Below are 23,386 nucleotides of genomic sequence, written 5' to 3'. Positions count from 1 at the left end.
GAGCCACCCCCATGCCGCATTTTCGTTCCGCGTTCCTCGCGGCCCTGTCCCTGACCATCGCCCAAGGCGCCGCCGCCGAGACGCCCGCTGCAACCCCGGCCAGCGCCTCGCCCGCGCTCAAGGTCGAACTGAACGCCGCCGACACCACGGAAGCCAATTGCAAGCTGACCTTCCTCATCACCAACGAGCTTTCCGCCCCGCTCGACAAGGCGGTCTATGAAACCGTGCTGTTCGACCGTGAAGGCACCGTGAACCGGCTAACGCTCTTCGATTTCGGCGAACTGCCCGTTGGCCGCCCGCGCGTGCGTCAGTTCGTGGTGCCGCAGACCACCTGCGAAAACCTTGGCCGCATCCTCTTTAATGGCGTGCAAAGCTGTGACGGCGCGGGGATCGAGGCGGGTACCTGCGAAAGCGCGCTGGCCCCGGCGACCCGGACCGAGATCGAGGTGCTGGGCTGATGGATCAACTTGACGCGTTGCTGACCCCGCTGCGGGGCATTGCCGAAACCGGTGGCCCGGTGGTGGTGATCCTGATGGCCGTGGCCGTGCTGACCCTTGCGGTCGCGCTTTATAAAACATGGCAGTTCCGCGCCGCCGCCGTGGGCCGCCACCGGGCGCTGTCCGAGGCGGTCAACGCATGGGAGCGTGGCGATGCCGCCGCCGCCCGCGCGGCGCTGGGCCGGTCGAAAAGCTACCTCGCCCCGGTGATCGAATTGGCCATGTCCGCGCCTGAGGCGGGAGCCTCTCGCTTGCAGGCCGAGGCCGAGATGCGTTTTGCCAAGCTGGAGCGCGGCTTCCGCCTGCTTGATTCCGTGGCGCAGCTTGCCCCGCTCTTGGGTCTCTTCGGCACGGTTCTGGGCATGATCGAAGCCTTCCGCGCCTTGCAGGATGCGGGCTCTCAGGTGGACCCGTCGATCCTCGCCGGTGGCATCTGGGTGGCGCTTCTGACCACTGCCGTGGGGCTTGTCGTGGCCATGCCGACCGCGCTGGTGCTCAGCTGGCTTGAGCAACGCATGGAGAACGAGCGCGTCATCGCCGACAAGGCGATCCTCACCGTGCTGCATCCCGGTCAGAACGCGGCCCCCGCCGCTGCGCCCGCCGCCACCCCCTTTGCCGCCGCCGCGCCCCGGCCAGCCCATGGCTAGGCCACGCCGGCGGCGCAACCGCCTCTCCATGACCTCCCTGATCGACGTGATCTTTTTGCTGTTGTTGTTCTTCATGCTGACCTCGACCTTCTCAAAATTTGCCGAGATCGAATTGGCTGCAGCGACATCCGGGGCAGGGGCCGAGACGGGGGCGAAACCCTATTTCCTGCAACTGACCACCGAGGGGCTGCGCCTTAATGGCGATGCGCTGACGCTCGACGCGCTGACCGCCAGCCCCCTGGCCGAGGCAGAGGAGGGCACGCCGCTACTGGTCTCGCTCGGGGCCGAGGTCGAGGCGCAGGCGCTGGCCGATCTGCTCATCGCGCTGCGCGCCCTGCCGGGGCTCAGCGTCTCGGTTCTGGAGGGCTGACCATGCGACCCATCGCCAAGGCCAAACCGCAACGCGAACCGACCATCGCGCTGATCAACATCGTCTTTCTGATGCTGGTCTTCTTCATGGTCGCAGGCACCCTGTCGCAGCCGTTCGATTCCGATCTCAACCTCGTCGAAACCCGCGAGCTTGAGGGCCGCGCCCCGCCCAATGCGCTGGTGGTCCATGCCGATGGCCGCATGACCTACGCAGGCCAAGACCGCGCCAGCGTGGCCGATTTCATCGACGCGCTGCCCGAAGAAGAGCGCGAAACCGTGCGGCTGCTGCCCGACCGCGCGCTGCCCGCCCGCCGCCTTGTCGAACTGACCCGCGAATTGCGCGGGGCAGGGGCCGCGCGCGTCATGCTTGTCACCGAAAGGGCGCTGCAATGATCCCTCGTTCCGGTCTCGTCAAAACACTTTCCATCGGCGTCGCGGCCAGCCTCGTCGTGGGCGTGTCGCAACTCGCCCAGATCGACGACAGCGCCAAGATCGCAGGCGGCGGCGCGCCCGCCGCGGCCCAGCTTGGCACGCGGTTCGAGGATATGGCGGTCGGCACATTGGATGCCGAACCGGTGGAAGAGATCACCCCAACCCCCGAACCCGAACCGCTGGAGACCGCAGTGGCACTGCCGCCGACGCCTGCGCCCGAGCCCACGCTCACCCCCACGCCTGCGCCCGTCGCAGAGCCGGTGCAGACGGTTGAGGCCGAGCCCATGCCCGTGGCTCCGCCCGCCGCCGCGCCGACAGAGACGCCGGTCTTGCCCGCCTTGACCCCGGTCGAAACCCCGCCTGAGACGACTGAGGCCACGCCAACGATAACGGCTGCCGCCCCGGTGCCGCCGGTCGAAACCCTCACCGCCGAGGCCGAGGATGACGCGCCGCGCCTGTCGCAGCGCCCGCAGCGCCGCGACCCCGAACGCGCCGCCGAAGCGGCCAAGAAGGCCAAACCCAAGCCACAGCCGAAACCCAAGCCCAAACAGACCACGCGCGGCAATGCGAAGCGCAACAACACCAAGGGCGCGCAGACCGCCAGCCGCGCGGGCAACGCCGCGCAATCGGGCACCCGTCAGCGGGCCGCAGCGCCTGCGGGCAATGCGGCGGCCAGCAACTATCCCGGCAAGGTGATGAGCCGCATCGCCCGCGTCGGCAAGCCGCGCGTCCGCTCCCGCGGGACGGCTGTCATCGCCTTTTCCATCGGTGGGGGCGGGCAGTTGGCAGGGGTCCGCGTGGCCCGCAGCTCCGGGTCGGCGGCGCTGGATCAGGCGGCGCTTGGCATCATCCGCAAGGCCGCCCCTTTCCCGCGTCCGCCCGCTGGGGCGCGGCGCAACTTCTCGATCCAGATCAAAGGCCGGTAACAGGGCAGGCGGAGGGCTCAGCCCTCCGCGATCACCCCGTCGACCGCGGTGCCCAGCATCTCGACCGTCATCTCGATTTCCTCGGGCGGAGAGGTAAAGGCCGGGGCCAGCAGAACGTGATCCCCCGCCGTGCCATCGGCGCAGCCCTGCGAAGGGTAGCAGATCATCCCGGCCTCCATCGCCGCGCGCTGGATCTTGCCCGCAAGGTTGCGGCTGACGTCGAAGGGCGTCTTGCTGTCGCGCTCGGCCACCAGTTCGATGGACCAAAACAGCCCGCGCCCGCGAATGTCACCGACATGAGGATGCTCGCCAAAGCGGTCGCGCAGTGCGGTTTCCAATTGCTGCCCCCGCGCGCGCACCGCGCCCAGCAGATCGCGGCACTCGACCTCTTGCAAAACGGCCAAGGCGCCGGCTGTGGCCACCGCATGCGACATATAGGTATGCCCGTTCCACAGGCTGCCGCTGCCCGCCATGATCGCGTCAATCACGCTTTCGCGCGCCATCACCGCCGCGATCGGCTGGTAGCCCGCGCCGAGGCCCTTGGCCATCGTGGTGATGTCGGCGCAGATCCCTTCCTGCTCCAACGCAAACAGGCTGCCGGTGCGCCCCATGCCGCACATCACCTCATCGGCGATGAGCAGCACGCCGTGGCGGTCGCAGATCTCGCGCACATGTTTGAAATACCCCTCGGGCGCGGGCTGCGAGCCGAGCGAGGCGCCGACCACCGGCTCGGCCACGAAGGCGGCGACCGTCTCTGGCCCAAGTTCAACGATACGGTCCTCCAGCTGATCCGCCAGCCGCCGCGCGAAATCCGCCGCGCTCTCGCCCTCGCGTTGCAGCCGGTAGGCATAGGCGGCGTCGATATGTTCCACCTCCATCAGCATCGGGGCAAAGGGCTTGCGGCGCCCGGCATGGCCGCCCACCGCCAAGGCGCCGAGCGTGTTGCCGTGATAGCTGGGCTTGCGCGCGATGATCTTGGCGCGCGCCGTGTCGCCGCGCTCCAGATGGTACTGCCGCGCCAGCTTCAGCGCCGCCTCCATCGCCTCGGACCCGCTGCCCAGATACATGACCCGGCCTTCGCCCGTACCCTCGGGCGCGCGGGCGATCAGATGGTCGGCCAGCGCCTCTGCCGGGGCGTTGGTGAAAAGGCCGGTATGGGCAAAGGCGAGCTTGTCCATCTGCGCGGCGACGGCGGCGCGCACGGCGGCATTGTCATGCCCAAGGCTTGATACAGCCGCACCGCCACAGGCGTCCAGATAGCGCTTCCCTTTGTCATCAATAAGGAAATTTCCTTCTCCGCGTACGATCACAGGTTGCGTGGCGCGCAGGTTACGGTGCAATACATGGCTCATCGTAGAATCCGATCCTTGGGGTCGACCCTATTTACCGCTTCGCTTGCTGACTGCCACATTAATCAGCACCACGCGCGTATTCGGAAAAGCTTGGGCTGACCTAGGGTCAGGAGAAGCTTGACAGGTAAAATATTTTATCAAACGGTAAAATACCTAACCAACGGGGGATAAAAATGACACAACGCAATTTCACACGCCGCTTCCTATTGGGCACGGCGGCCATGCTGGCGGGTGCCAGCCTTTTGCCGCAGGGCGCGCTGGCCGCCGAGCCGATCAAGGTTGCGGGCGTTTACACCGTGCCGGTGGAGCAGCAGTGGGTCAGCCGCATTCACAAGGCTGCCGAGGCGGCGCAGGCGCGCGGCGACATCGAGTATACCTTCACCGAGAATGTCTCCAACACCGACTACGCCCGCGTGCTGCGTGAATACGCCGAGGCCGGCAACCAGTTGATCGTGGGCGAAGTCTTTGGCGCCGAAGCTGAGGCGCGCGAAGTCGCCGCCGATTACCCCGAGGTCGCCTTCCTCATGGGCTCCAGCTTCAAGCAGGACGATGCGCTGCCGAATTTCGCGGTCTTCGACAACTATATTCAAGACGCGGCCTACCTGTCGGGCATCGTAGCAGGGTCGATGACCGAGAGCGGCAACATCGGCATGGTCGGCGGCTTCCCGATCCCGGAAGTGAACCGCCTGATGCACGCCTTCATGGCGGGCGCGCAGGAAATGAACCCCGACATCAAGTTCCAGGTGAGCTTCATCGGCTCCTGGTTCGACCCGCCCAAGGCCAAGGAAACCGCTTTCGCCATGGTCGAGCAGGGGGCCGATGTGCTCTATGCCGAGCGTTTCGGCGTCTCGGACGCGGCGCAGGAGAAGGGCGTGCTGGCCATCGGCAACGTGATCGACACGCAAGCCGAATACCCCGAGACGGTCGTCGCCTCTGCCCTGTGGCACTTCGAGCCGACGCTCGATGCCGCCATCGCCGCCGTGAAGGCCGGGGAGTTCAAGGCCGACGACTACGGCCGCTATTCCTTCATGGCCGAGGGCGGCTCCTCGCTCGCCCCTCTGGGCACCTTCGAGGGCAAAGTCCCGCAGGAGGCGATGGACCTCATCGAGGAGCGCGAGAAGGCGATCCGCGACGGGTCCTTCACGGTCGAGATCAACGACGAAGAGCCGAAGTCCAACTAAATGACCGATCAAAACCCCGAGGCGCAGGTGGTCCTGCGCCTCGATGGCATTACCAAGCGATTTGGCAAACTCACCGCCAATGACGCGATCAGCTTTGATCTGCGGCAGGGCGAAGTCATTGCCCTGCTGGGCGAGAACGGCGCGGGCAAGACCACGCTGATGAATATCCTCTTCGGCCACTACACGCCCGACGAGGGCCATGTGGAGGTTTTTGGCGAGCGTCTGCCCGCCGGTAACCCCCGCGCCGCGCTGGCCGCTGGCGTCGGCATGGTGCACCAGCATTTCACGCTGGCCGACAACATGAGCGTGCTGGAGAACATCGTCCTCGGCACCCGCTCGATCTGGCGGCCGGGCTTTGGCAGGGCTCAGGCGCGGCAGCGGATCGTGACGCTCATGGACGACTACGGTCTGCGCGTCGATCCCGACGCACAGATCGGCAGCCTCAGCGTCGGCGAGCGGCAGCGGGTCGAGATCCTCAAAGCCCTCTACCGCGAGGCACGTATCCTGATTTTGGACGAGCCGACCGCCGTGCTGACCCCGCAGGAGACCGAAGACCTCTTTGCCACCATGCGCAAGGCCGTGGTACTTGGCCTCTCGGTCATCTTCATCTCCCACAAGCTGCATGAAGTCATGGCGATCTCCTCCCGCGTCGTCGTGCTGCGTCACGGCAAGCTGGTGGCCGAGGCCAAGACCGCCGAGACCGACCGCGCCGCAATGGCGCAGATGATGGTGGGCTCCGAAGTCGCCGCGCCGGTCGTGCGCCGCGCCGATCCGGGCGAGGCCTTGGTCACGCTTGCAGGCGTCTCCACGCCCGACAACGGTACTGCACCGGGGCTGAAGACCGTCGACCTCGATTTGCGCGCAGGCCAGATCACCGGGCTGGCCGGGGTCTCCGGCAACGGCCAAACCGCCCTTGCCGACCTGATCGGCGGGCTCATTCGCCCCGCCTCGGGTACGTTTCAAGTGAAAGGCGACGCGCCCCGCGGCTGGTCGCCCCATGCCGCCATCGGCGCAGGCATCGCCCGCATCCCCGAGGACCGGCACAAGACCGGCACCATCGCTGATTTCGACCTTACCGAGAACGCGGTGCTCGAGCTTTATTCCCGCCCCGGTTTTTCCCGCCACGGCTGGATGAACTGGCACACGGCGCGCGATTTCGCCGCGAAGATCATCCAAGGCTACGACGTGCGCTGCCTCGGCCCGGAAACCCGCATCCGCCTCCTGTCGGGCGGCAACATGCAAAAGCTGATCTTGGGCCGGGTGCTGGAAACCGCGCCTTCGGTGGTGCTGGCCAACCAACCGGTGCGTGGCCTCGACATCGGGGCGCTCACCTACGTGCACGAACAACTCTTGGCCGCCCGCGACCGGGGCGCAGCGGTGCTGCTGATCTCGGAAGATCTCGACGAGGTCACGGCGCTGTCGGACGTGATCCACGTGATCTCCGAAGGCCGCCTTTCGCCCGGTTTCGCCCGCGGCGCGCTCACCCCCGCCGAGCTGGGCGTCTGGATGGCGGGCGATGGATTCGAGGAGACCTCCCATGCGGCTTGAACCCGTCGCCAACCCCACATGGACCCGCTCGCTGGGCCTGCCTGCGCTGGCGCTCTTCGCCACGGTGGTCGTCGCCTCGCTCTTGGCGATGGTCGCGGGCGCGCAGCCCTTCTCGGTGCTGGGACTGATCGTCAAGGGCGCCTTCGGCTCGAAATTCGCCCTGCTGGAGACGCTCAACCGCGCCACGCCGCTCATCTTCACCGGCCTCGCCGTCGCCGTCGCCTTCCGCGCGAAACTGTGGAACATCGGCGCCGAGGCGCAGCTTTACATGGGCGCGGTGGTCACCGTGGTATTGGGCACCGGCGCGCTGGCATGGCCCAGCTTCGCGCTGCTGCCGACGATTGCCGTCGCCGCCATGCTCGCCGGGGCCGTGGTGCTGCTGGTGCCGACCTTCCTCAAGACCCGCTTCGGCGTCGATGAGGTCGTCACCACGCTGCTTTTGAATTTCGTCGTGCTGCTTTGGGTTTCCATGCTGCTCGAAGGCCCGCTGAAAGACCCGATGGGCCTCGGCTGGCCCAAGTCCGCCCGGCTGATCGGGGAGGCGCGTCTGCCGCGCATCGCCGAAGGGCTGCGGCTGCACTGGGGCTTTGCCCTCGCGCTGATCTCGGCGCTGGTGGTCTGGGTGATCCAGCGCCGCAGCACGCTGGGCTACGAGATGCGCGCGGTGGGGCTGAACCCCGCGGCGGCGCGGTTCGCGGGCATCCCGGTGAACGCCGTGCTGATCAAGACGGCGCTTCTGTCGGGTGGCCTCGCCGCGCTGGCGGGCTTTTCCGAGGTGGCGGGGCTTAAGGGCAGCCTCACCTTGGATATCTCGCCGGGCTTTGGCTACACCGGGATCATCGTCGCCATGCTGGCGCTGCTGAATCCGCTTGGCGTGGTGGTCGCGGCACTCTTCGTCGCGGGTATCTTCGTCGGGGCCGACAGCATGAGCCGCGCCGCGGGCGTGCCCACCTACCTTGCCGACATCATGCTGGCGCTGGCGCTTTTGGCGATGGTGCTGGCGATCATGCTGACCAAATTCCGGGTGAGGCGCGACTGATGGATATTTTCGACATTCTCCTTCAGGCGAGCTTTTGGACCGCCGCCATCCGCATCGCCTCGCCGCTGATCTTCGCCGCCTTGGGCGAATTGATCTGCGAGCGCGCCGGGGTGCTGAACCTCGGCATCGAGGGCATCATGGTCGTCGGCGCCTTTGCCGGCTGGCTCACCGTCTACTTGGGCGGAGGGCTGTGGTTCGGGGTCGCCGTGGCGATGCTTTCGGGCATGGCCTTCGGGTTGGTGCATGGCGTGCTGACGGTGCCTTTCGGCCTCAGCCAGCATGTCGTCGGCCTCGGCATCACGCTTTTGGCGACCTCGCTCACCTACTATTGCTACCGTCTGGCGCTGCCCGAGGTGACCTCGCCGCCCAAGATCGAGGCTTTCCGCCCTTTGGAAATCCCGCTTCTGTCCGACATTCCGGTGATCGGTCCCGCGCTCTTTTACCAGACCCTGCTGACCTATCTGGCCTTCGCGCTGGTGCTGGTGGTGACGCTGGTGCTCTACCGCACGCCGATGGGCCTCGCCCTGCGCGCGGCGGGCGAGAATCCGGCGGCGGTCGAGGCGCAGGGGCTCAGCGTCTCGGCAATCCGCATCGGCGCGGTCATGGTTGGCAGCGGGCTGATGGCCGTGGGCGGGGCCTTCCTGACCATGTCGGCCTTCAACTCGTTCTTCTTCGAGATGGTCAACGGCCGCGGCTGGATCTGCATCGCGCTGGTGGTCTTCGGCTCGTGGAAGCCGGGCAAGACGCTTCTGGGGGCGGTGCTCTTCGCCGCCTTCGACGCACTGCAGATCCGGGTGCAGCAGACGCCGCTCGGGGCCGACATCCCCTACCAGATTTTCCTGATGGCGCCTTACATCCTGTCGATCCTCGCACTCGTCGTCATGTCGCGCCGGGCGCAGGTCCCGGCGGCGCTGATGGTGCCGTTCAACAAGGGTGAGCGCTGAAAGGCTCGCTACAGATCGCTAAGGGCTGCTCCCGGCCGCGGGTGGGGGGAGAAGCCCCCGCCCGGGGGGCGGCCGGGGGCTGCCCGGCCTTCGTCCGGGCGGTACATAACTGAAAAGGACCAACCCATGTTCGACCTCATCATCAAAGGCGGCACACTTCCCGATGGCCGCAGCACCGACATCGGCATCAAGGGCGACAAGATCACCGCCATCGAAGACCTCTCCACCGCCGAGGCCCGCGACACCATCGACGCCAGCGGCGACCTCGTCAGCCCGCCCTTCGTCGACCCGCATTTCCACATGGACGCCACGCTCAGCTACGGCACCCCGCGGATCAACGCCTCCGGCACGCTTCTCGAAGGCATCGGCCTCTGGGGCGAACTCAAGGAAGTGATGACCCAAGACGAGGTCAAAGCCCGCGCTCTGGAATATTGCGACTGGGCCGCCTCGCTTGGCCTGCTGGCGATCCGCAGCCACGTCGACACGTGCGACGGCCGCTTGCTTGGCGTCGAAGCCCTGCTCGACGTGCGCGAAACGGTCAAAGACTACATCGACCTGCAACTCGTCGCCTTCCCCCAAGACGGTCTCTACCGCGACCCGACGGCACACGAAAACACCATTCGCGCCCTCGACATGGGTGTCGATGTGGTGGGCGGCATCCCGCATTTCGAACGCACCATGGCCGACGGCGCCCGCTCCGTCACTGCCCTATGCGAACTCGCCGCCGAGCGCGGCCTCATGGTCGACCTCCATTGCGACGAGACCGACGACCCCCATTCGCGTCACATCGAGACACTGGCCTATGAGACCCAACGCCTCGGGCTGCAGGGCAGGGTGGCCGGCTCGCATCTCACTTCGATGCATTCGATGGACAATTACTACGTCTCGAAACTGCTGCCGCTGATGGCTGAGGCAGAGGTCGCCGCGATCCCCAATCCGCTGATCAACATCACCCTGCAGGGCCGTCACGATACCTACCCGAAACGCCGCGGCCTGACGCGGGTGAAAGAGATGCAGGCCATGGGCATCGACGTCGGTTGGGGGCAGGACTGCGTCATGGACCCGTGGTATTCCATGGGCACGGGCGACATGCTCGACGTGGCCTTTATGGGGCTGCATGTGGCGCAGATGACCTCGCCCGAGGAGATGCGCCGTTGCTTTGACATGGTGACGAATGTGAACGCGCGGATTCTGGGCTTGCAGGACTATGGCCTGAAGGTCGGCGCGACGGCTTCGTTGGTGGTGCTGGACGCGGGCAACCCGATCGAAGCGCTGCGTCTGCGGCCTGACCGGCTTTGCGTGGTGGCCAAGGGTCGCGTGATCTCACAGCAGGCGCGCAATGACGCGCGGCTCAGCCTGCCGGGGCGGCCCGACAGCGTGCGCCGCCGCCATAGCGCGCATTCATGAAGACGGGCTGAAAACAGGCCCAAAATCGGCGCCTTGAAACCGGGTGCCGATTTCCTACCTCTGGCCAATTGAACTCCATCACACCCAATGCTATGTTAGCGCTAACCGCGCCAATCCGCCCGAAACCGGGCCACCGGAGGACTCACCATGACCACTAAAATCGCCATCAACGGCTTTGGCCGCATCGGACGCTGCGTGCTGCGCGCGCTGATCGAGAACGGCTTTGACGGGATCGAAGTCGTTGCCATCAACGATCTGACCGATGCCGAGAACCTGCTGCACCTGCTGAAATACGACTCCGTCCATGGCCGCCTGCCGGTGGATGCGGAATTGAAGGACGGCACCCTGCATGTGGCGGGCCAGAGCATCCGCATGACGGCAGAGCGCGATCCGGCGAAGCTGCCTTGGGGCGACGTCGATGTGGCCTATGAATGCACCGGTTTCTTCACCGCCCGCGACGCGGCGGCGAAACATCTGGAGAATGGCAGCAAACGCGTGTTGATCTCGGCCCCCGGCAAGGGTGTGGACCGCACCGTGGTCTACGGCGTCAACCATGATGAGTTGACCGGTGAAGACGTGATCGTCTCCAACGCGTCCTGCACCACCAACTGCCTCGCCCCCGTGGCCAAGGTGCTGGACGATACTTTCGGGATCGAAACCGGCTATATGACCACGATCCACGCCTATACCGGCGACCAGCCGACCCACGACAGCCCGCACCGCGACCCCTACCGTGGCCGCGCCGCCGCCCTGTCGATGGTGCCCACCTCGACCGGCGCCGCCGCCGCGATTTCCGAGGTGATCCCCCATCTGAAGGGCGTGCTCGAAGGGTCCGCCGTGCGCGTGCCGACGGCCAATGTCTCGCTCGTGGACCTGTGCATCATGCCCAAGAAACCTGCCACGGCAGAGGCCGTGAACGCCGCGATGCGAGAGACCGCCGATGGCGCGTTGAAAGGCGTGCTGGCCTATGAGCCCGCGCCGCTCGTCTCGACCGATTTCAACCACGATCCGCATTCCTCCACCCTCGCGCCCGATCAGACGCGGGTGACCGATGGCGGCATGATCCGCGTGGTCAGCTGGTATGACAATGAATGGGGTTTCTCGAACCGCATGAACGACACTGCGCGCGCCATTGCCGCGCTGATCTAAGCTATTGCTGGCGCGGGGGGCAGCCCTTGCACCCGCGCTCTACAGCGAGGCTGCCGCGCGGCTCGCTTGGTCATATTGCCCCGACATCGCCCGTAGCTGCGCCGCGATCTTGCGCAGTTCCTCGCCCGAGATATCGGTGCGCGGCAAGCCATCCAGAAAACACGCCTGACGGATCGCGCGATAGGCTTCGCACAGCTCGGCGCCCGCAGGCGAGGTGCGATAGAACACCTCCTTGCCGCGCTTCTCTGCGCTTAGCAATTCGGCCTTCACCAGCTTGCGAAGGGCGTAGTTCACCGTATGCGTGTCTTCGATGTTGAGCAGGAAGCAGATATCCGTCAGCCGCTTCTCCCGGCCCCGGTGGTTGGCGTTGTGCAGCACCAGGATTTCCAGCGGCGTCAGGTCGCCGTTCCCCGCCGCCGCCATGCAACGCGACATCCAGCGCGTGAAGGCGTTGTAGGCGATGATCATGCCGTATTCGAGTTCCGAGGCCTCCCAACCATCCCCTTCGGCAAGGTGCCGCGAAGAGACGATCCGGCGTGACGGGCTGGGGGGTACTTCTTCCGACATGCGGTGCCTCCGGCTGTTTGACCCCTCTGACGTTACCAAGACGCTGACAATTTACAAGCGTTTCGCGGCGCATCTCCGGTGCGGCAGGGGCAAAGATCAATTTGCAACAGGTTGCGCCGCCACATTCGCGCCATCTTTCGCGCGGCCCCCGGCTTTGCTAGGCTGCTTGCAATAATAAACGAGGCAGGCAGAGCAGTTATGAAAACGGGCTTTCGGGGCACGTTTGTCATCAGCTGGTCGCAAACAGAGATCGACGGTCTGGAGGCCGCGCCGGTGCAGTCGCTCGAACTGGGCTCGGCCTGGGCGTGGCGCGGTGATACCATCCGGGTGGATGGGCCGAATGATGTGCTGCGGCTGGATATGGCGGATGGGGCAGAGCGGCTGCGCAAACGCGCGGCCCGCAAAGTGCAGCGCCTGATCGGGGCGGCACTAGAAGAGGGGGGCATGCTGCCGCCCGCGCCGCGGCGCGATCTGGGCACGGCCCCGCTGCCCGACGACAGCTTCATGGTCACCAATGGCGCGCGGACCTACACCGTCACCCTGATTGACGCAGGCCCGGGGCGGATGCCGCTGCTGATGTTCGTCGATGAGCTGCCCCCGCGCGACAGTGAGCTTTGGGTGATGCACAGCACCTTGACCCCCGCGCGCGCTGACCGGCCCGGGCGCGGCGGGGTGATCTGTTTCACCCCCGGCACCAGCATCCGCACGCCCAAGGGCAGCGCCCTGATCGAAGAGTTGCGCGAGGGCGATCTGATCCAGACCAAGGACAATGGGGCACAGCCGCTGGAGTGGATCGGCAGCCGCCGGATGACCGGCGCGCGGCTGCATGCCATGCCGCATCTGCGCCCCGTGCGCTTCCGCCCCGGTGCCTTGGGGATTGCCCGGCCTGATGCCCCGCTGCTGGTCTCCCCCGATCACCGGATCGTGCTGCAAGGTGCTCAGGCCCGTGATCTGTTCAACTGTGACGAAGTGCTGGTCGCCGCCAAGGATCTGATCAACGGCCACAGCGTGGCCAGCGATATGTCCCTGCGCGAGGTGACCTATGTCCATGTGCTGCTGGCCGAACATCAGGTGATGTGGGCCAATGGGGTCGAGACCGAGAGCTTTCATCCCGCCTCCGCCCCCCTGACCAGCCTTGGCACGCAGGACCGGGCGCGGCTGCTGGCGGCCTATCCGCAGCTTGAGACGGACCCGCACAGCTATGGCGGTTTCGCGCGGCGCAATCTCAGCACTTCGGAGGCGGCGATCCTGCGGCATGTGGCGTGAAGGCCGGGCCCGGGCGGCCGGCCTTGCGTTGGGCGCTTAGCTTTCGGCGCCTTCTTCGATCAGGGCCGCGATGATCGCCCGTGCGCTGTCGGAATCCCATTTCGCATCGCCCTGCAACCGTGCAATCTCGCGCCCTTCACGGTCTAGGATCACGCTGATCGGCAGGCCGAACACGCCCATCTGGCTGGCGAGCTTTTGTTTTGGGTCTTGGTGGCGGGGCAGGCTGTCGACGCCCGCTTCCTCGAAGAACCGTTTGATCCCTTCCTCAGAGTTGCGCCCCGTGGCGATGGTCAGCACCTGAAAATCATCGCCGCCGAATTCCTTTTGCAGGGCATTCAACTGCGGCATTTCCTTGCGACAGGGCGCGCACCATGTGGCCCAGAAATTCACCAACACGATCTTGCCTTCGTAATCCGCCAGCGACATCGCCTCGCCGTCGTCCTCACGCTCAAAGGTCACGTCAGACGCCGCCTGCGGCGCGTCATGGATCACGAGTTTCTTCATATCCCCGTCGCGCAGCCCCGCGATGTCAGCCGTTCCGGCAAGGGCGGGGTTTGCACCTGCGACAAGCAGCGTATAAACGAGGCCGAGCACAAGATTTTTCATACGTCCCTCCAAGGGTATTCAACATGACCGACACGACCTCGAACAAAATGTGGGGCGGGCGTTTCGCCGCCGGACCGGATGCGATCATGGAGGCGATCAACGCCTCGATCGGGTTCGACAAACGGATGGCCGCGCAAGACATCAAAGGGTCGCGTGCCCATGCCGCCATGCTGGCAGCCACAGGCATCCTGACTGATAACGACGCTGACGCGATACGGGAAGGGCTTCTCACAATCTTGTCAGAGATCGAAGAGGGCCGGTTCGAGTTTTCAGCAGCACTCGAAGACATCCACATGAACGTCGAAGCGCGTCTGAAAGACCTGATTGGTGAGCCCGCAGGCCGCCTGCACACGGGCCGCAGCCGCAATGACCAAGTCGCGACCGATTTCAAACTCTGGGTGCGCGACCAATTGGACGCCGCCGACGAGGGGCTGCAGGCCCTGATCCGCGCGCTTTTGTCTCAGGCCGAAGCGGGGGCCGATTGGGTTATGCCGGGCTTTACGCATCTGCAAACCGCGCAGCCCGTGACATGGGGGCATCACATGATGGCCTATGTCGAGATGTTTGGCCGTGACCTGTCGCGCATCCGCGATGCGCGGGCGCGGATGAACGAATGCCCGCTGGGCGCCGCCGCATTGGCCGGCACCTCCTTCCCGATCGACCGCGAGATGACGGCAGAGGCGCTTGGTTTCGACCGCCCCGCCGCGAACTCCCTCGACGCGGTGAGCGACCGCGACTTCGCGCTGGAATTCATGTCAGCCGCCAGCATCTGCGCCATGCACCTGTCGCGCTTCGCCGAGGAACTGGTGATCTGGTCCTCCGCGCAGTTCCGTTTCGTGGCGCTGTCGGACCGCTTCTCGACCGGCTCCAGCATCATGCCGCAAAAGAAAAACCCCGACGCTGCCGAGCTGATCCGCGCCAAAGTGGGCCGCATCTTTGGCGCCAACACCGCGCTGATGATGGTGATGAAGGGGCTGCCGCTTGCTTATTCCAAGGACATGCAGGAAGACAAAGAGCAGGTCTTTGACGCCGCCGACAACCTGATGCTGGCGCTGGCCGCGATGACCGGCATGGTGGGCGACATGACCGCCGAGCGCGAGAACCTCGCTGCCGCAGCAGGCTCCGGCTTCTCCACCGCCACCGACCTCGCCGATTGGCTGGTGCGCGTGCCGAACCTGCCGTTCCGCGACGCGCATCACGTGACCGGCACGCTGGTGGCCATGGCCGAGGCGCAGGGCTGCGATCTGCCGGACCTGACGCTGGAGCAGATGCAATCGGTCCATGCCGAGATCACTGCGGATGTTTTTGATGTGCTTGGCGTCGAAAATTCGGTAAACTCGCGCATGTCCTACGGCGGCACCGCGCCTGCGCAGGTGCGTGCCCAGATCGCGCGTTGGAAGGAAATCCTGAAGTGAAACGCCTCCTTGCGGCCCTTTCCCTGGTGAGCCTTGCCGCCTGTGGCGCGGATGGCGAACCGGTGCGGCCCACGGCGAGCAGCAGCATCACCATGTCCTCGTCGGGCGTCTCGGTAGGGACGGCGGTGGGGCTGCGCCGCGGGCCGTTCTCCGTCTCGCTCGGGGCCGGGTCGTGAGGCCGCTGTTGCAGATCACACTGGTGGCCGGGGCGCTTGCCTTGGCCGCTTGCACCCCGCCGCAGTCCGCCCCACGGCAGACCGCGCCGACACCGCCGACCGAGCCGGGGATCAGCCTGTCGGGCTATGCCACCGTCGGCGTGGTCAAGAGTTTCTGATGTCGCTTTTGCGGATGCTCTACCTCGCCCTCGCGGTCTGGGGCACGGTGCATCCGATGTATTACTTCGTCACATGGTTCAACGCCGAAGGCTGGAGCCTGAGCGCCATGGTGGACGCATGGCACGCCAATGCCGCCGCCAGCGGGCTGGTCTGGGATCTGACCATCGCTGCCGTCACTTTAACCATCTGGATCATTGCCGAGGTCGCCGTGCGGCGCAATTTCCTCAGCCTGATTGCCATTCCCGCCACGTTCTGTATTGGGGTGAGCTGTGGCCTGCCGCTCTATCTTTTCCTGCGGACAGCGCCCATCAGATAAGCGGCGACGACATGGGGCCAAGCGCAGATGGATCATTTTCTCTATAAAGACGGTGTGTTGCACGCCGAAGACGTAAGCCTGGCCGAGATTGCCGCCGCCGTGGGCACGCCCGTCTATGTCTATTCCACCGCCACGCTGCTGCGCCATTTCCACCTTTTTGACGACGCGCTGTCGGGGATGGACCATCTGGTCTGCTATGCGATGAAGGCCAATTCCAACCAGGCCGTTTTGCGCACGTTGGCGCAGGCGGGCGCGGGGATGGATGTGGTCTCGGGCGGGGAATACCGCCGGGCCAAGGCGGCGGGCGTGCCGGGCGATAAGATCGTCTTCTCCGGCGTTGGTAAGACTCGGGAAGAGATCGAATTGGCGCTGACGGGGGGCATCCGTCAGTTCAACGTCGAGAGCGAGCCAGAGATGATCCTGCTGGATGTCGTGGCGCGCGAATTGGGCAAAGTGGCCCCGATCACCATCCGCGTAAACCCGGATGTGGACGCGAAAACCCACGCCAAGATCGCCACCGGCAAGAGCGAGAATAAGTTCGGCATCCCCATCGCCCGCGCCCGCGAAGTCTATGCCATGGCGGCCAAACTGCCGGGGCTCAAGATCGTGGGCATCGACGTTCATATCGGCAGCCAGTTGACCGATCTCGCCCCCTTTGAGCAAGCCTATGGCAAGGTCGCGGAGCTGACAGAGGTGCTGCGCGCCGATGGCCATGAGATCCGGCGGCTCGACCTTGGCGGCGGCTTGGGGATCCCTTACGAGCGGTCCAATTCCGCCCCGCCGCTGCCCACGGATTACGGTGCGATGGTGCAGCGCACGCTGGGGCATCTGGGCTGCGAAGTCGAGATTGAGCCGGGCCGTCTGATCGCGGGCAACGCGGGCGTTTTGGTGAGCGAGGTGATCTACCTCAAGTCCGGCGAGGGGCGCGACTTCCTGATCCTCGACGCCGCGATGAACGATCTGATCCGTCCGGCGATGTATGACGCATGGCATGACATCGTGCCGCTGAACGAACCCGCCCCGGGAGCCGAGCCGCGCCCCGTCGATATCGTGGGCCCGGTCTGCGAATCCGGTGATACTTTCGCCAAACAGCGGATGATGCCGGTGCTGGGCTCAGGCGATCTGGTGGCCTTCCGTTCTGCCGGGGCTTATGGCGCGGTGATGAGCAGCGAGTATAACTCGCGACCCCTGATCCCCGAGGTGCTGGTGAATGGCGATCAATTCGCGGTTATCCGCCCACGGCCAAGCTTTGACGAAATGATAAACCGCGATACCATCCCTGAATGGCTTTGACGGCATCCCGCCGCCGGGCCACCGGAGCGTGACGCATGGAGACATCCACTGACAGGACAGACGGGCTGCGCGCTTTGCGTTGGCCCCTGCGGCTGACCTGGGCGGGGATGCTGGCCGAGGCGCTGGTGCAGGCGTTCTGGCCCATGCTGGCGCTGGTGCTGGCGGTGCTGGCGGCGCTGATGATGGGTGCGCAGGATGCTTTGGCGGGCGGCGCGCTTTGGGCGGTGATGGCCGTCATCGGTCTTGCGGCCCTCTTTGCTTTGTTCTTTGCTCTGCGCCGTTTCCGTCTGCCATCGCGCGCAGCGGCGCTGGCGCGGTTGGATGCCAGCCTTCCGGGGCGGCCCATCCGGGCGCTCTTGGACGATCAGGCGATTGGCGCAAGCGATGCCGCCTCGGCGGCGGTCTGGCAGGCGCATCAGCGGCGCATGGCTGCGCGGGCGGCTGCGGCGAAACCGGTGAAGGGCGACCTTCGGGTCGCGCAGGCCGATCCCTATGCGCTGCGCTATGTGGCTTTGCTTGGGTTCATCGTGGCGCTTGTCTTTGGCTCCGTCTGGCGGTTGGGCGAGGTGACGCATCTGGCCCCCGGCGGGGCGGGCGGCACGCTCGCCTCCGGCCCCGTTTGGGAAGGCTGGGCCGAGCCGCCGCGCCATACCGGCAAGCCGACGCTCTACCTCAACGATCTTGAGGCCGGGGCGCTGTCGCTGCCCGAGGGCACGCTGATCACCCTGCGGCTCTATGGCGAATTGGGCGCGTTGACGGTGGCGGAGAACGTCTCGGGCCGCGAGGTGGCGGCATCCTCGGAACCCGCGCAGGATTTCACCCTGCGCCAAAGCGGTGAGATCAGCATCGACGGGCCGGGCGCGCGGGAATGGCAGATCACGCTCTTGCCCGATGCCGCGCCGCAGGTCGAACGGCTGGGCCCGCCCGAGGTGACCGCCTTGGGAGAGATGAGCCTGCCGTTCCTTGCGCGCGACGATTATGGCGTCGAAGCCGGGGAGGCGCGGATCAGCCTTGATCTGGATTCTGTCGACCGCCGCTATGGTCTGACCGTCGACCCCGAGCCGCGGCCTGAGATCGTGGTGCCGCTGCCCATGCCGATCAGCGGCGACCGGCGCGATTTCGAAGAGACGTTGATCGAAAATTTCTCGAAACACCCATGGGCCAATCTGCCGGTGTCGCTGCAACTTTCGGTCTTGGACGCCTCCGAACAGCAGGCCGTGACCGAGGTAAGCCAGCTGACCCTGCCGGGGCGGCGTTTTTTCGATCCGGCGGCGGCGGCGGTGATCGAGATGCGGCGCGATCTTTTGTGGTCGCGCGCCAATGCGCCGCGCATCGCGCAGGTGCTGCGCGCGGTAAGTTATGCCCCCGGCGATGACCTGCGTTCTGAGGTGACGGCGCTGCGGCTCAAGCAGGTGATCCGGCGGCTGGAACTGCGGGCGCGCTACGGGTTGGACGAAGAGGTGCAGACCGAGCTGGCCGAAGACCTCTGGGCGCTGGCGATCGAATTGGAAGAAGGCGTGTTGGCCGATGCGCTTGAGCGGATGCGCCGCGCGCAGGACCGGTTGAACGAGGCGATGAAGAACGGCGCCTCTCAGGCCGAAATCGCCGAGCTGATGGACGAGTTGCGCCGCGCCACCGAAGACTACCTTGAGCAACTCGAGCGCCAGCAGGCGCAGGAGGGCGCGGGCGAAGACCAGCAGCCGCAGGGCGAGGCGATGCAGATGACCCAAGACGATCTGCAACGCATGATGGACCGTATCCAAGAGCTGATGGAGCAGGGCCGCATGGCCGAGGCCGCCGAGGCGCTGCGCCAGTTGCAGGAAATGATGGAGAACATGCGCGTTACCGAAGGCCAGCCCGGACAGGGCGGCAATTCGCCCGGTGAGCAGGCGATGGAGGGGCTGTCGGACACGCTGCGCGAGCAACAGGGGCTGAGCGATCAGGCCTTCCGCGACTTGCAAGAGCAGTTCAACCCCGGCACCGGCGCGGGGGAGAGTGACGGCAACGAAGGCCGCAACGGCGGGCAGGGGCGCGGCGAGAGCCATGAAGGGCAGCGCGGGCAGGGCGGCCCCTCTGGTGAAAAAGGGGGCGAGGAAGGGCTGGCCGGTCGCCAGCAAGCACTGCGCGACGAGCTGCGCCGCCAGCAGGGGCGTTTGCCCGGGCAGGGCACGGCTGAGGGGGACGCGGCCCGTGACGCGCTGGACCGCGCGGGCGAGGCGATGGACCGCGCCGGAGAGGCGCTGCGCCGCGATGAACTGGCCGAGGCGATCGACAATCAGGCGCAGGCAATGGAAGCGCTGCGCGAGGGCATGCGCGCCCTCGGTGAAGCGATGGAGCAGGAGCAACGCGCAGGCCAGCCGGGCCAAGGCACGGCAGAGGGTGGCGATCAGCGTGGCGAGGGGCGCGATCCGCTTGGGCGTGAGCAGGGCGGCAGCGGGGCCAACAGCTCGGACGCGCCGCTGGCGCAGGGGCCGGACGATCAAGGCCGCGCGCGGCGGTTGCTGGACGAAATCCGCCGCCGCTCGGGCGAGGCAGAGCGGCCCGAGGTCGAGCGGGATTACCTTAACAGGCTGTTGGATCGGTTCTGATCGGGATTAACCCTGCGACTGGGTCGCCACGGTGTCGAGCCAGACCAGCAGGTCTTGCAACTGCCCGTCGAGCCAGAGCCGCGCATCGTCCATCCATGCCACATAGGATGACAGATAGGGATCGGCCTGCGGCAGGGATTGCGCGATCTCGGGCGCGTAGACATAGACCGCCGCGAGGATGGCGGCCAAGACGATCATTATGGTGAACCCACGCATGAACCCGCCGGATTTCTGCGGCTTTTCGGGGCGGTCGAGCGCGGCGGTGGGGGTGGGCCCGGCATGCGCGCCCTCTTGCCCGTCATGGCGCAGGGTCGAGTTAATCTCTTCGATATCGGGCAGAAGATCGCGGCGCGAGGCGCTGCCATAGGCGTCGACCTCGCTTTCCGGGACCGGCTCTCCGCGCATCTTGGCCATGCGCAGGCGCGCCTCATGGGCGCGGCGGGCGTCTTCATCCTCGGTCACATGGTCTTCTGCGGCGATCTCGGGGGCCTGCTGCGGCTGGGGCCGGGGCGCGTCGTCTAGGCCAAGATCCGGCTGGCTTTCCAGCGGTTCCGACTGGCGGCGGCGGCGGGCTTCTTGCTCTGCCGCGGCCTCTTGGCGGAGGATCTCGGCGATGGCGGGGTCGAGGGGGCGGCGCACCGGCGCGGCGGGGGCGGGTTGGGGCGTTTCCTCCTCGGGGTCGAATTCGTCTTCGAAGTCGTCGTCTTGATCGTCTTCAAAGGGCGCGTCTTCCTCTTCATCGCCGAAGGGTTGCAAATCGGGCAGGCTGGCCGCTGCGGCGGCTTCCGTGTCCTCATCCGAGCCGCGCTGCTTCATCCGCATCACGTCGTCGGCGAAATCATCCTCTTCGGCCTCTGGCGCATTGTCGGGGTGATGCTGGAACCACGTCTGCCCGCAGTTGGAACATTGCACATCACGCCCCGCCGCCGGCATCACATCGTCGGGGACTTCGTATTGCGCGTCGCAGTTGGGGCAGATCAGCCGCATGGTCATTCCTGGGTTCGTTCGGTGCTCTGAGATCGTAACGGGCAGCATATGTCCTAGAATAACGTAGGAAAAGTGATATCTGGGCAGGGTGCTGGGGTTCTGAGTGATTGAATCCTTTCCGGTGCTGAGGCACAACAGGTCGAAGTTTTTTAAGGTGGATGCGTGATAGAGCTCGAAAATGTGGCCTACAGCTATGGCGGGGGCGAATTGCTGTCCGACATCACGCTGAAACTCGCCCCCGGATCGTTCCATTTTCTGACCGGCCCCTCGGGCGCGGGCAAGACCACCTTGATGAAGCTCTGCTACGGTGCGCTTTTGCCCACGGCGGGGCATCTGCGGCTGTTTGGGCAGGACGTGCGCGGGCTGGGGCGCGATGACATCGCGCTGATGCGCCGCCGTGTCGGCGTGGTGCACCAAGACGTGAAATTCCTCGACCATCTCCCCCTGACCGAGAATGTGGCCCTGCCGCTTAATGTCTCGGGCCGCGGGGCCGAGGCGGGGGGCACAGATCTGGAAGAATTGATGTCTTGGGTGGGCCTCACCAACCGCGCCGACGCTCTGCCGCCTGAGCTCTCGGGCGGGGAGCGGCAACGGGCCGCATTGGCGCGCGCGGTGATCATGTCGCCCGATGTGATCTTGGCGGATGAGCCGACGGGGAACATCGACTGGGACATGTCCCAGCGGCTGCTCCGGCTGCTGATCGAGTTGAACCGCATGGGCAAGACCGTGTTGATCGCCACCCATGATCTGGGCCTGATCCGCGCCACCAAGGCGCATGTGCAGGCCCGCGTCTTGCGCATCGCGAACCGGCGCATTCAACTGGCGGGGGCGGATCTGTGAAGCGTTTCGATCTGGGCGCCTTGCGCGCGATTTTCAAAGGCGACCGGCAGGCCGACCGCGTTGTGCCGCCTTCGGGTTTCACCGCACAACTGACGCTTTTCGCAGCGGCGGCGATGGCCTTTCTGGCGGTCTTTGCCTTGGCGCTGTCGCTGGCATCGGGCCGTTTGGCGCAGGTCTGGGGGCAGGAGTTGGCGCAGTCGGCGACGGTGCGGATCGTGGCGCCGCTGGACCAACGCGCGGCCCAGACGGAGGCGGCCTTGAAGGTATTGCAGACGACCAAGGGCGTCGCCTCGGCCCGTGCCCTGACGGATGCGGAACAAGAAGAGCTGCTCGCCCCGTGGTTCGGCCCGGAATTGGCGATGGAGAACCTGCCGGTGCCGCGCCTGATCGAAGTGGTCGAGGAGGGTGAGGGGTTGGACCCCGTGGGCCTGCGCCTGCGTCTCTCGGCTGAGGTGCCGGGCGCGGTGCTTGACGATCACAGCCGCTGGCGCGCGCCGCTGGTCGCGGCGGCGAGCCGCCTGCGCCTCTTGGGCTGGATTTCGACGCTGTTGATCGGTGCTGCGGTGGCCGCGATGGTGACGCTTGCCGCGCAGGCGGCGCTTGCGGCCAATGCGCAGGTGATCGCGGTGCTGAGGTTGGTGGGGGCGACCGATGATTATATCGCGCGGGCCTTCATCCGCCGTTTCACCCTGCGCGCGCTGCTGGGTGCGGCGGCGGGCACGGCTTTGGGCATGATCGCGGTGGTGTTGCTGCCTGACGCGGGCGAGGCGGGCGGATTCTTGACCGGCTTGGGCTTCCAAGGCTGGCATTGGGCGGTGCCGCTGATGGTGCCATTCCTTGTCGGCGCGGTCGCCTTTGTCGCCACCGGGGCCGCCGCGCGGCGTACATTGAGGGAGTTGACATGAAGCTGCTGCAGTGGGTCCGCTCGATCCTTTATATCGTGCAGGTGACCGTGGCGATGCCGGTGATCGGGCTGGCCTTCGCGCCTTGGGCGATGTTCTCCAAACGCGGGGCCTATGCGGGCTGCAAAGCCTATGCCGCTTGGGCCATGTGGACGGCGCGTTGGCTGATCGGCTTGCGCTGCGAAGTGCGCGGCCAAGTCCCCGAGGGTGAGGTTCTGATCGCGGCCAAACATCAATCGTTCCTCGATATCATCATGATCTTCCACGCCCTGCCGCGGGCCAAGTTCATCATGAAGCGCGAGGTGCTTTGGACGCCGGTGATCGGGCAGTACACCAAGCGGATGCAGATGATCGCCGTGAACCGGGGCAAGCGCGGGCAGGCGATCACCAAGATGATGGGAGACGTAAACGCGGGCCGGGTGGAGCCGGGGCAGATCGTGATCTATTCCCAAGGCACCCGCGTCGCCCCGGGGCTGAGCGCGCCTTACAAAGTTGGCACGGCGGTGCTTTACGATCAACTGGGGCAGCTCTGCGTGCCTGCGGCGACCAATGCGGGCTACTTCTGGCCGCGCCGGGGCCTCTACCGCCGCCCGGGCTTGGCCGTGGTGGAGTTTCTGGAGCCGATCGATCCGGGGCTGGACAAGCGCGCTTTCATGGCGCGGTTGGAGCAGGAGGTGGAGAGCCATTCCGACGCGCTGCTGCGCGAGGCAGGGTGGCGGCCTACGGAGGCGGGGTAGGCGCGGGGCGCTCGCTTTTTTTGGTCTTCGAGGGGCTCTCGGA

General features: G+C 66.0%; 25 protein-coding genes. 21 read left to right on the top strand and 4 right to left on the bottom strand.

Annotated elements, in window-relative coordinates; all coding sequences use genetic code 11:
- Positions 1 to 11: 11 nt before the first annotated feature.
- From ACGYLA_RS11630 to ACGYLA_RS11610, 5 genes are read left to right on the top strand one after another with little or no spacing between them, the layout of a single operon-like run.
- Complete coding sequence (locus ACGYLA_RS11630; RefSeq protein ID WP_394432578.1) at positions 12 to 458, top strand: hypothetical protein; 447 nt, start codon at positions 12 to 14, stop codon at positions 456 to 458.
- Complete coding sequence (locus ACGYLA_RS11625) at positions 458 to 1,144, top strand: MotA/TolQ/ExbB proton channel family protein (RefSeq protein ID WP_067264877.1); 687 nt, start codon at positions 458 to 460, stop codon at positions 1,142 to 1,144. The genes ACGYLA_RS11630 and ACGYLA_RS11625 overlap by 1 nt, the downstream gene beginning before the upstream one ends.
- On the top strand, positions 1,137 to 1,514 hold the full coding sequence (locus tag ACGYLA_RS11620; RefSeq protein WP_394413674.1) for a biopolymer transporter ExbD: 378 nt from the start codon (positions 1,137 to 1,139) through the stop codon (positions 1,512 to 1,514). Before ACGYLA_RS11625 ends, ACGYLA_RS11620 begins: the two co-directional genes overlap by 8 nt.
- 2 nt (positions 1,515 to 1,516) lie before the next feature.
- Positions 1,517 to 1,906 carry an ExbD/TolR family protein gene (locus ACGYLA_RS11615; RefSeq protein WP_394432575.1) on the top strand — a complete coding sequence of 130 codons (390 nt, stop codon included), beginning with the start codon at positions 1,517 to 1,519 and terminating at the stop codon, positions 1,904 to 1,906.
- Complete coding sequence (locus ACGYLA_RS11610; protein WP_394432572.1) at positions 1,903 to 2,871, top strand: TonB family protein; 969 nt, start codon at positions 1,903 to 1,905, stop codon at positions 2,869 to 2,871. The genes ACGYLA_RS11615 and ACGYLA_RS11610 overlap by 4 nt, the downstream gene beginning before the upstream one ends.
- Positions 2,872 to 2,888: 17 nt before the next feature.
- On the opposite strand, the gene ACGYLA_RS11605 is transcribed toward ACGYLA_RS11610, so the two are convergent.
- Positions 2,889 to 4,223: an aspartate aminotransferase family protein gene (locus ACGYLA_RS11605; protein ID WP_394432570.1), complete on the bottom strand. Its 1,335-nt coding sequence runs from the start codon at positions 4,221 to 4,223 to the stop codon at positions 2,889 to 2,891.
- 173 nt (positions 4,224 to 4,396) lie between these two features.
- On the opposite strand from ACGYLA_RS11605, the gene ACGYLA_RS11600 reads away from it, so the two are divergent.
- From ACGYLA_RS11600 to gap, 6 genes are all read left to right on the top strand, one after another.
- Entirely contained in the window at positions 4,397 to 5,404 is a 1,008-nt protein-coding gene (locus tag ACGYLA_RS11600; protein ID WP_394432568.1) for a BMP family protein, read from the top strand.
- Positions 5,405 to 6,952 carry an ABC transporter ATP-binding protein gene (locus ACGYLA_RS11595; protein ID WP_394432566.1) on the top strand — a complete coding sequence of 516 codons (1,548 nt, stop codon included), beginning with the start codon at positions 5,405 to 5,407 and terminating at the stop codon, positions 6,950 to 6,952. It begins immediately after the preceding gene.
- Positions 6,942 to 7,991 (top strand): ABC transporter permease, encoded by a 1,050-nt coding sequence (locus tag ACGYLA_RS11590; RefSeq protein WP_394432564.1) that lies wholly within the window; start codon positions 6,942 to 6,944, stop codon positions 7,989 to 7,991. The genes ACGYLA_RS11595 and ACGYLA_RS11590 overlap by 11 nt, the downstream gene beginning before the upstream one ends.
- Positions 7,991 to 8,935 carry an ABC transporter permease gene (locus ACGYLA_RS11585; RefSeq protein ID WP_394432562.1) on the top strand — a complete coding sequence of 315 codons (945 nt, stop codon included), beginning with the start codon at positions 7,991 to 7,993 and terminating at the stop codon, positions 8,933 to 8,935. The genes ACGYLA_RS11590 and ACGYLA_RS11585 overlap by 1 nt, the downstream gene beginning before the upstream one ends.
- Before the next feature lie 126 nt (positions 8,936 to 9,061).
- On the top strand, positions 9,062 to 10,342 hold the full coding sequence (locus tag ACGYLA_RS11580; RefSeq protein WP_394432560.1) for an amidohydrolase family protein: 1,281 nt from the start codon (positions 9,062 to 9,064) through the stop codon (positions 10,340 to 10,342).
- Positions 10,343 to 10,489: 147 nt separating this feature from the next.
- Positions 10,490 to 11,491 (top strand): type I glyceraldehyde-3-phosphate dehydrogenase, encoded by a 1,002-nt coding sequence (gene gap / locus ACGYLA_RS11575; protein WP_394432558.1) that lies wholly within the window; start codon positions 10,490 to 10,492, stop codon positions 11,489 to 11,491.
- A gap of 39 nt (positions 11,492 to 11,530) precedes the next feature.
- Here gap and ACGYLA_RS11570 read toward each other — a convergent pair whose 3' ends face one another.
- The gene (locus ACGYLA_RS11570; RefSeq protein WP_394432556.1) at positions 11,531 to 12,058 is read right to left on the bottom strand and encodes a winged helix DNA-binding protein; all 528 of its coding nucleotides are present in this window, start codon (positions 12,056 to 12,058) and stop codon (positions 11,531 to 11,533) included.
- Positions 12,059 to 12,256: 198 nt separating this feature from the next.
- On the opposite strand from ACGYLA_RS11570, the gene ACGYLA_RS11565 reads away from it, so the two are divergent.
- Entirely contained in the window at positions 12,257 to 13,324 is a 1,068-nt protein-coding gene (locus tag ACGYLA_RS11565) for a Hint domain-containing protein (protein ID WP_394432554.1), read from the top strand.
- A gap of 36 nt (positions 13,325 to 13,360) precedes the next feature.
- On the opposite strand, the gene ACGYLA_RS11560 is transcribed toward ACGYLA_RS11565, so the two are convergent.
- A complete protein-coding gene (locus ACGYLA_RS11560) occupies positions 13,361 to 13,930 on the bottom strand; it encodes a TlpA family protein disulfide reductase (protein WP_394432552.1) in 570 nt (189 codons plus the stop codon).
- A gap of 23 nt (positions 13,931 to 13,953) precedes the next feature.
- On the opposite strand from ACGYLA_RS11560, the gene argH reads away from it, so the two are divergent.
- From argH to ACGYLA_RS11530, 6 genes are read left to right on the top strand one after another with little or no spacing between them, the layout of a single operon-like run.
- On the top strand, positions 13,954 to 15,345 hold the full coding sequence (gene argH, locus ACGYLA_RS11555) for an argininosuccinate lyase (RefSeq protein ID WP_322329204.1): 1,392 nt from the start codon (positions 13,954 to 13,956) through the stop codon (positions 15,343 to 15,345).
- The gene (locus ACGYLA_RS11550; RefSeq protein WP_394432550.1) at positions 15,342 to 15,521 is read left to right on the top strand and encodes a hypothetical protein; all 180 of its coding nucleotides are present in this window, start codon (positions 15,342 to 15,344) and stop codon (positions 15,519 to 15,521) included. Before argH ends, ACGYLA_RS11550 begins: the two co-directional genes overlap by 4 nt.
- Positions 15,522 to 15,529: 8 nt before the next feature.
- Positions 15,530 to 15,679, top strand: a complete 150-nt coding sequence (locus ACGYLA_RS11545) for a hypothetical protein (protein ID WP_394432548.1) — start codon at positions 15,530 to 15,532, stop codon at positions 15,677 to 15,679.
- A complete protein-coding gene (locus ACGYLA_RS11540) occupies positions 15,679 to 15,996 on the top strand; it encodes a DUF2834 domain-containing protein (RefSeq protein ID WP_394432546.1) in 318 nt (105 codons plus the stop codon). The genes ACGYLA_RS11545 and ACGYLA_RS11540 overlap by 1 nt, the downstream gene beginning before the upstream one ends.
- Before the next feature lie 27 nt (positions 15,997 to 16,023).
- Positions 16,024 to 17,289: a diaminopimelate decarboxylase gene (gene lysA, locus ACGYLA_RS11535; RefSeq protein WP_394432544.1), complete on the top strand. Its 1,266-nt coding sequence runs from the start codon at positions 16,024 to 16,026 to the stop codon at positions 17,287 to 17,289.
- Positions 17,290 to 17,324: 35 nt separating this feature from the next.
- Complete coding sequence (locus tag ACGYLA_RS11530) at positions 17,325 to 19,877, top strand: DUF4175 domain-containing protein (RefSeq protein WP_394432542.1); 2,553 nt, start codon at positions 17,325 to 17,327, stop codon at positions 19,875 to 19,877.
- A 6-nt stretch (positions 19,878 to 19,883) separates the two neighbouring features.
- On the opposite strand, the gene ACGYLA_RS11525 is transcribed toward ACGYLA_RS11530, so the two are convergent.
- Positions 19,884 to 20,864, bottom strand: a complete 981-nt coding sequence (locus ACGYLA_RS11525) for a zinc-ribbon domain-containing protein (protein ID WP_394432540.1) — start codon at positions 20,862 to 20,864, stop codon at positions 19,884 to 19,886.
- Positions 20,865 to 21,026: 162 nt separating this feature from the next.
- On the opposite strand from ACGYLA_RS11525, the gene ACGYLA_RS11520 reads away from it, so the two are divergent.
- The 3 genes from ACGYLA_RS11520 to ACGYLA_RS11510 are packed head-to-tail and all read left to right on the top strand — an operon-like array spanning position 21,027 to position 23,343.
- Positions 21,027 to 21,704: a cell division ATP-binding protein FtsE gene (locus tag ACGYLA_RS11520; protein WP_394432538.1), complete on the top strand. Its 678-nt coding sequence runs from the start codon at positions 21,027 to 21,029 to the stop codon at positions 21,702 to 21,704.
- The gene (locus tag ACGYLA_RS11515) at positions 21,701 to 22,609 is read left to right on the top strand and encodes a cell division protein FtsX (protein WP_394410833.1); all 909 of its coding nucleotides are present in this window, start codon (positions 21,701 to 21,703) and stop codon (positions 22,607 to 22,609) included. The genes ACGYLA_RS11520 and ACGYLA_RS11515 overlap by 4 nt, the downstream gene beginning before the upstream one ends.
- On the top strand, positions 22,606 to 23,343 hold the full coding sequence (locus ACGYLA_RS11510; protein WP_394432536.1) for a lysophospholipid acyltransferase family protein: 738 nt from the start codon (positions 22,606 to 22,608) through the stop codon (positions 23,341 to 23,343). Before ACGYLA_RS11515 ends, ACGYLA_RS11510 begins: the two co-directional genes overlap by 4 nt.
- The last annotated feature ends 43 nt before the right edge of the window (positions 23,344 to 23,386 follow it).

The organism is Sulfitobacter sp. 1A13679 (assembly GCF_043557115.1).
Taxonomy (GTDB): Bacteria; Pseudomonadota; Alphaproteobacteria; order Rhodobacterales; family Rhodobacteraceae; genus Sulfitobacter; species Sulfitobacter faviae.
This window is presented reverse-complemented; position numbering and strand designations above follow the sequence as displayed.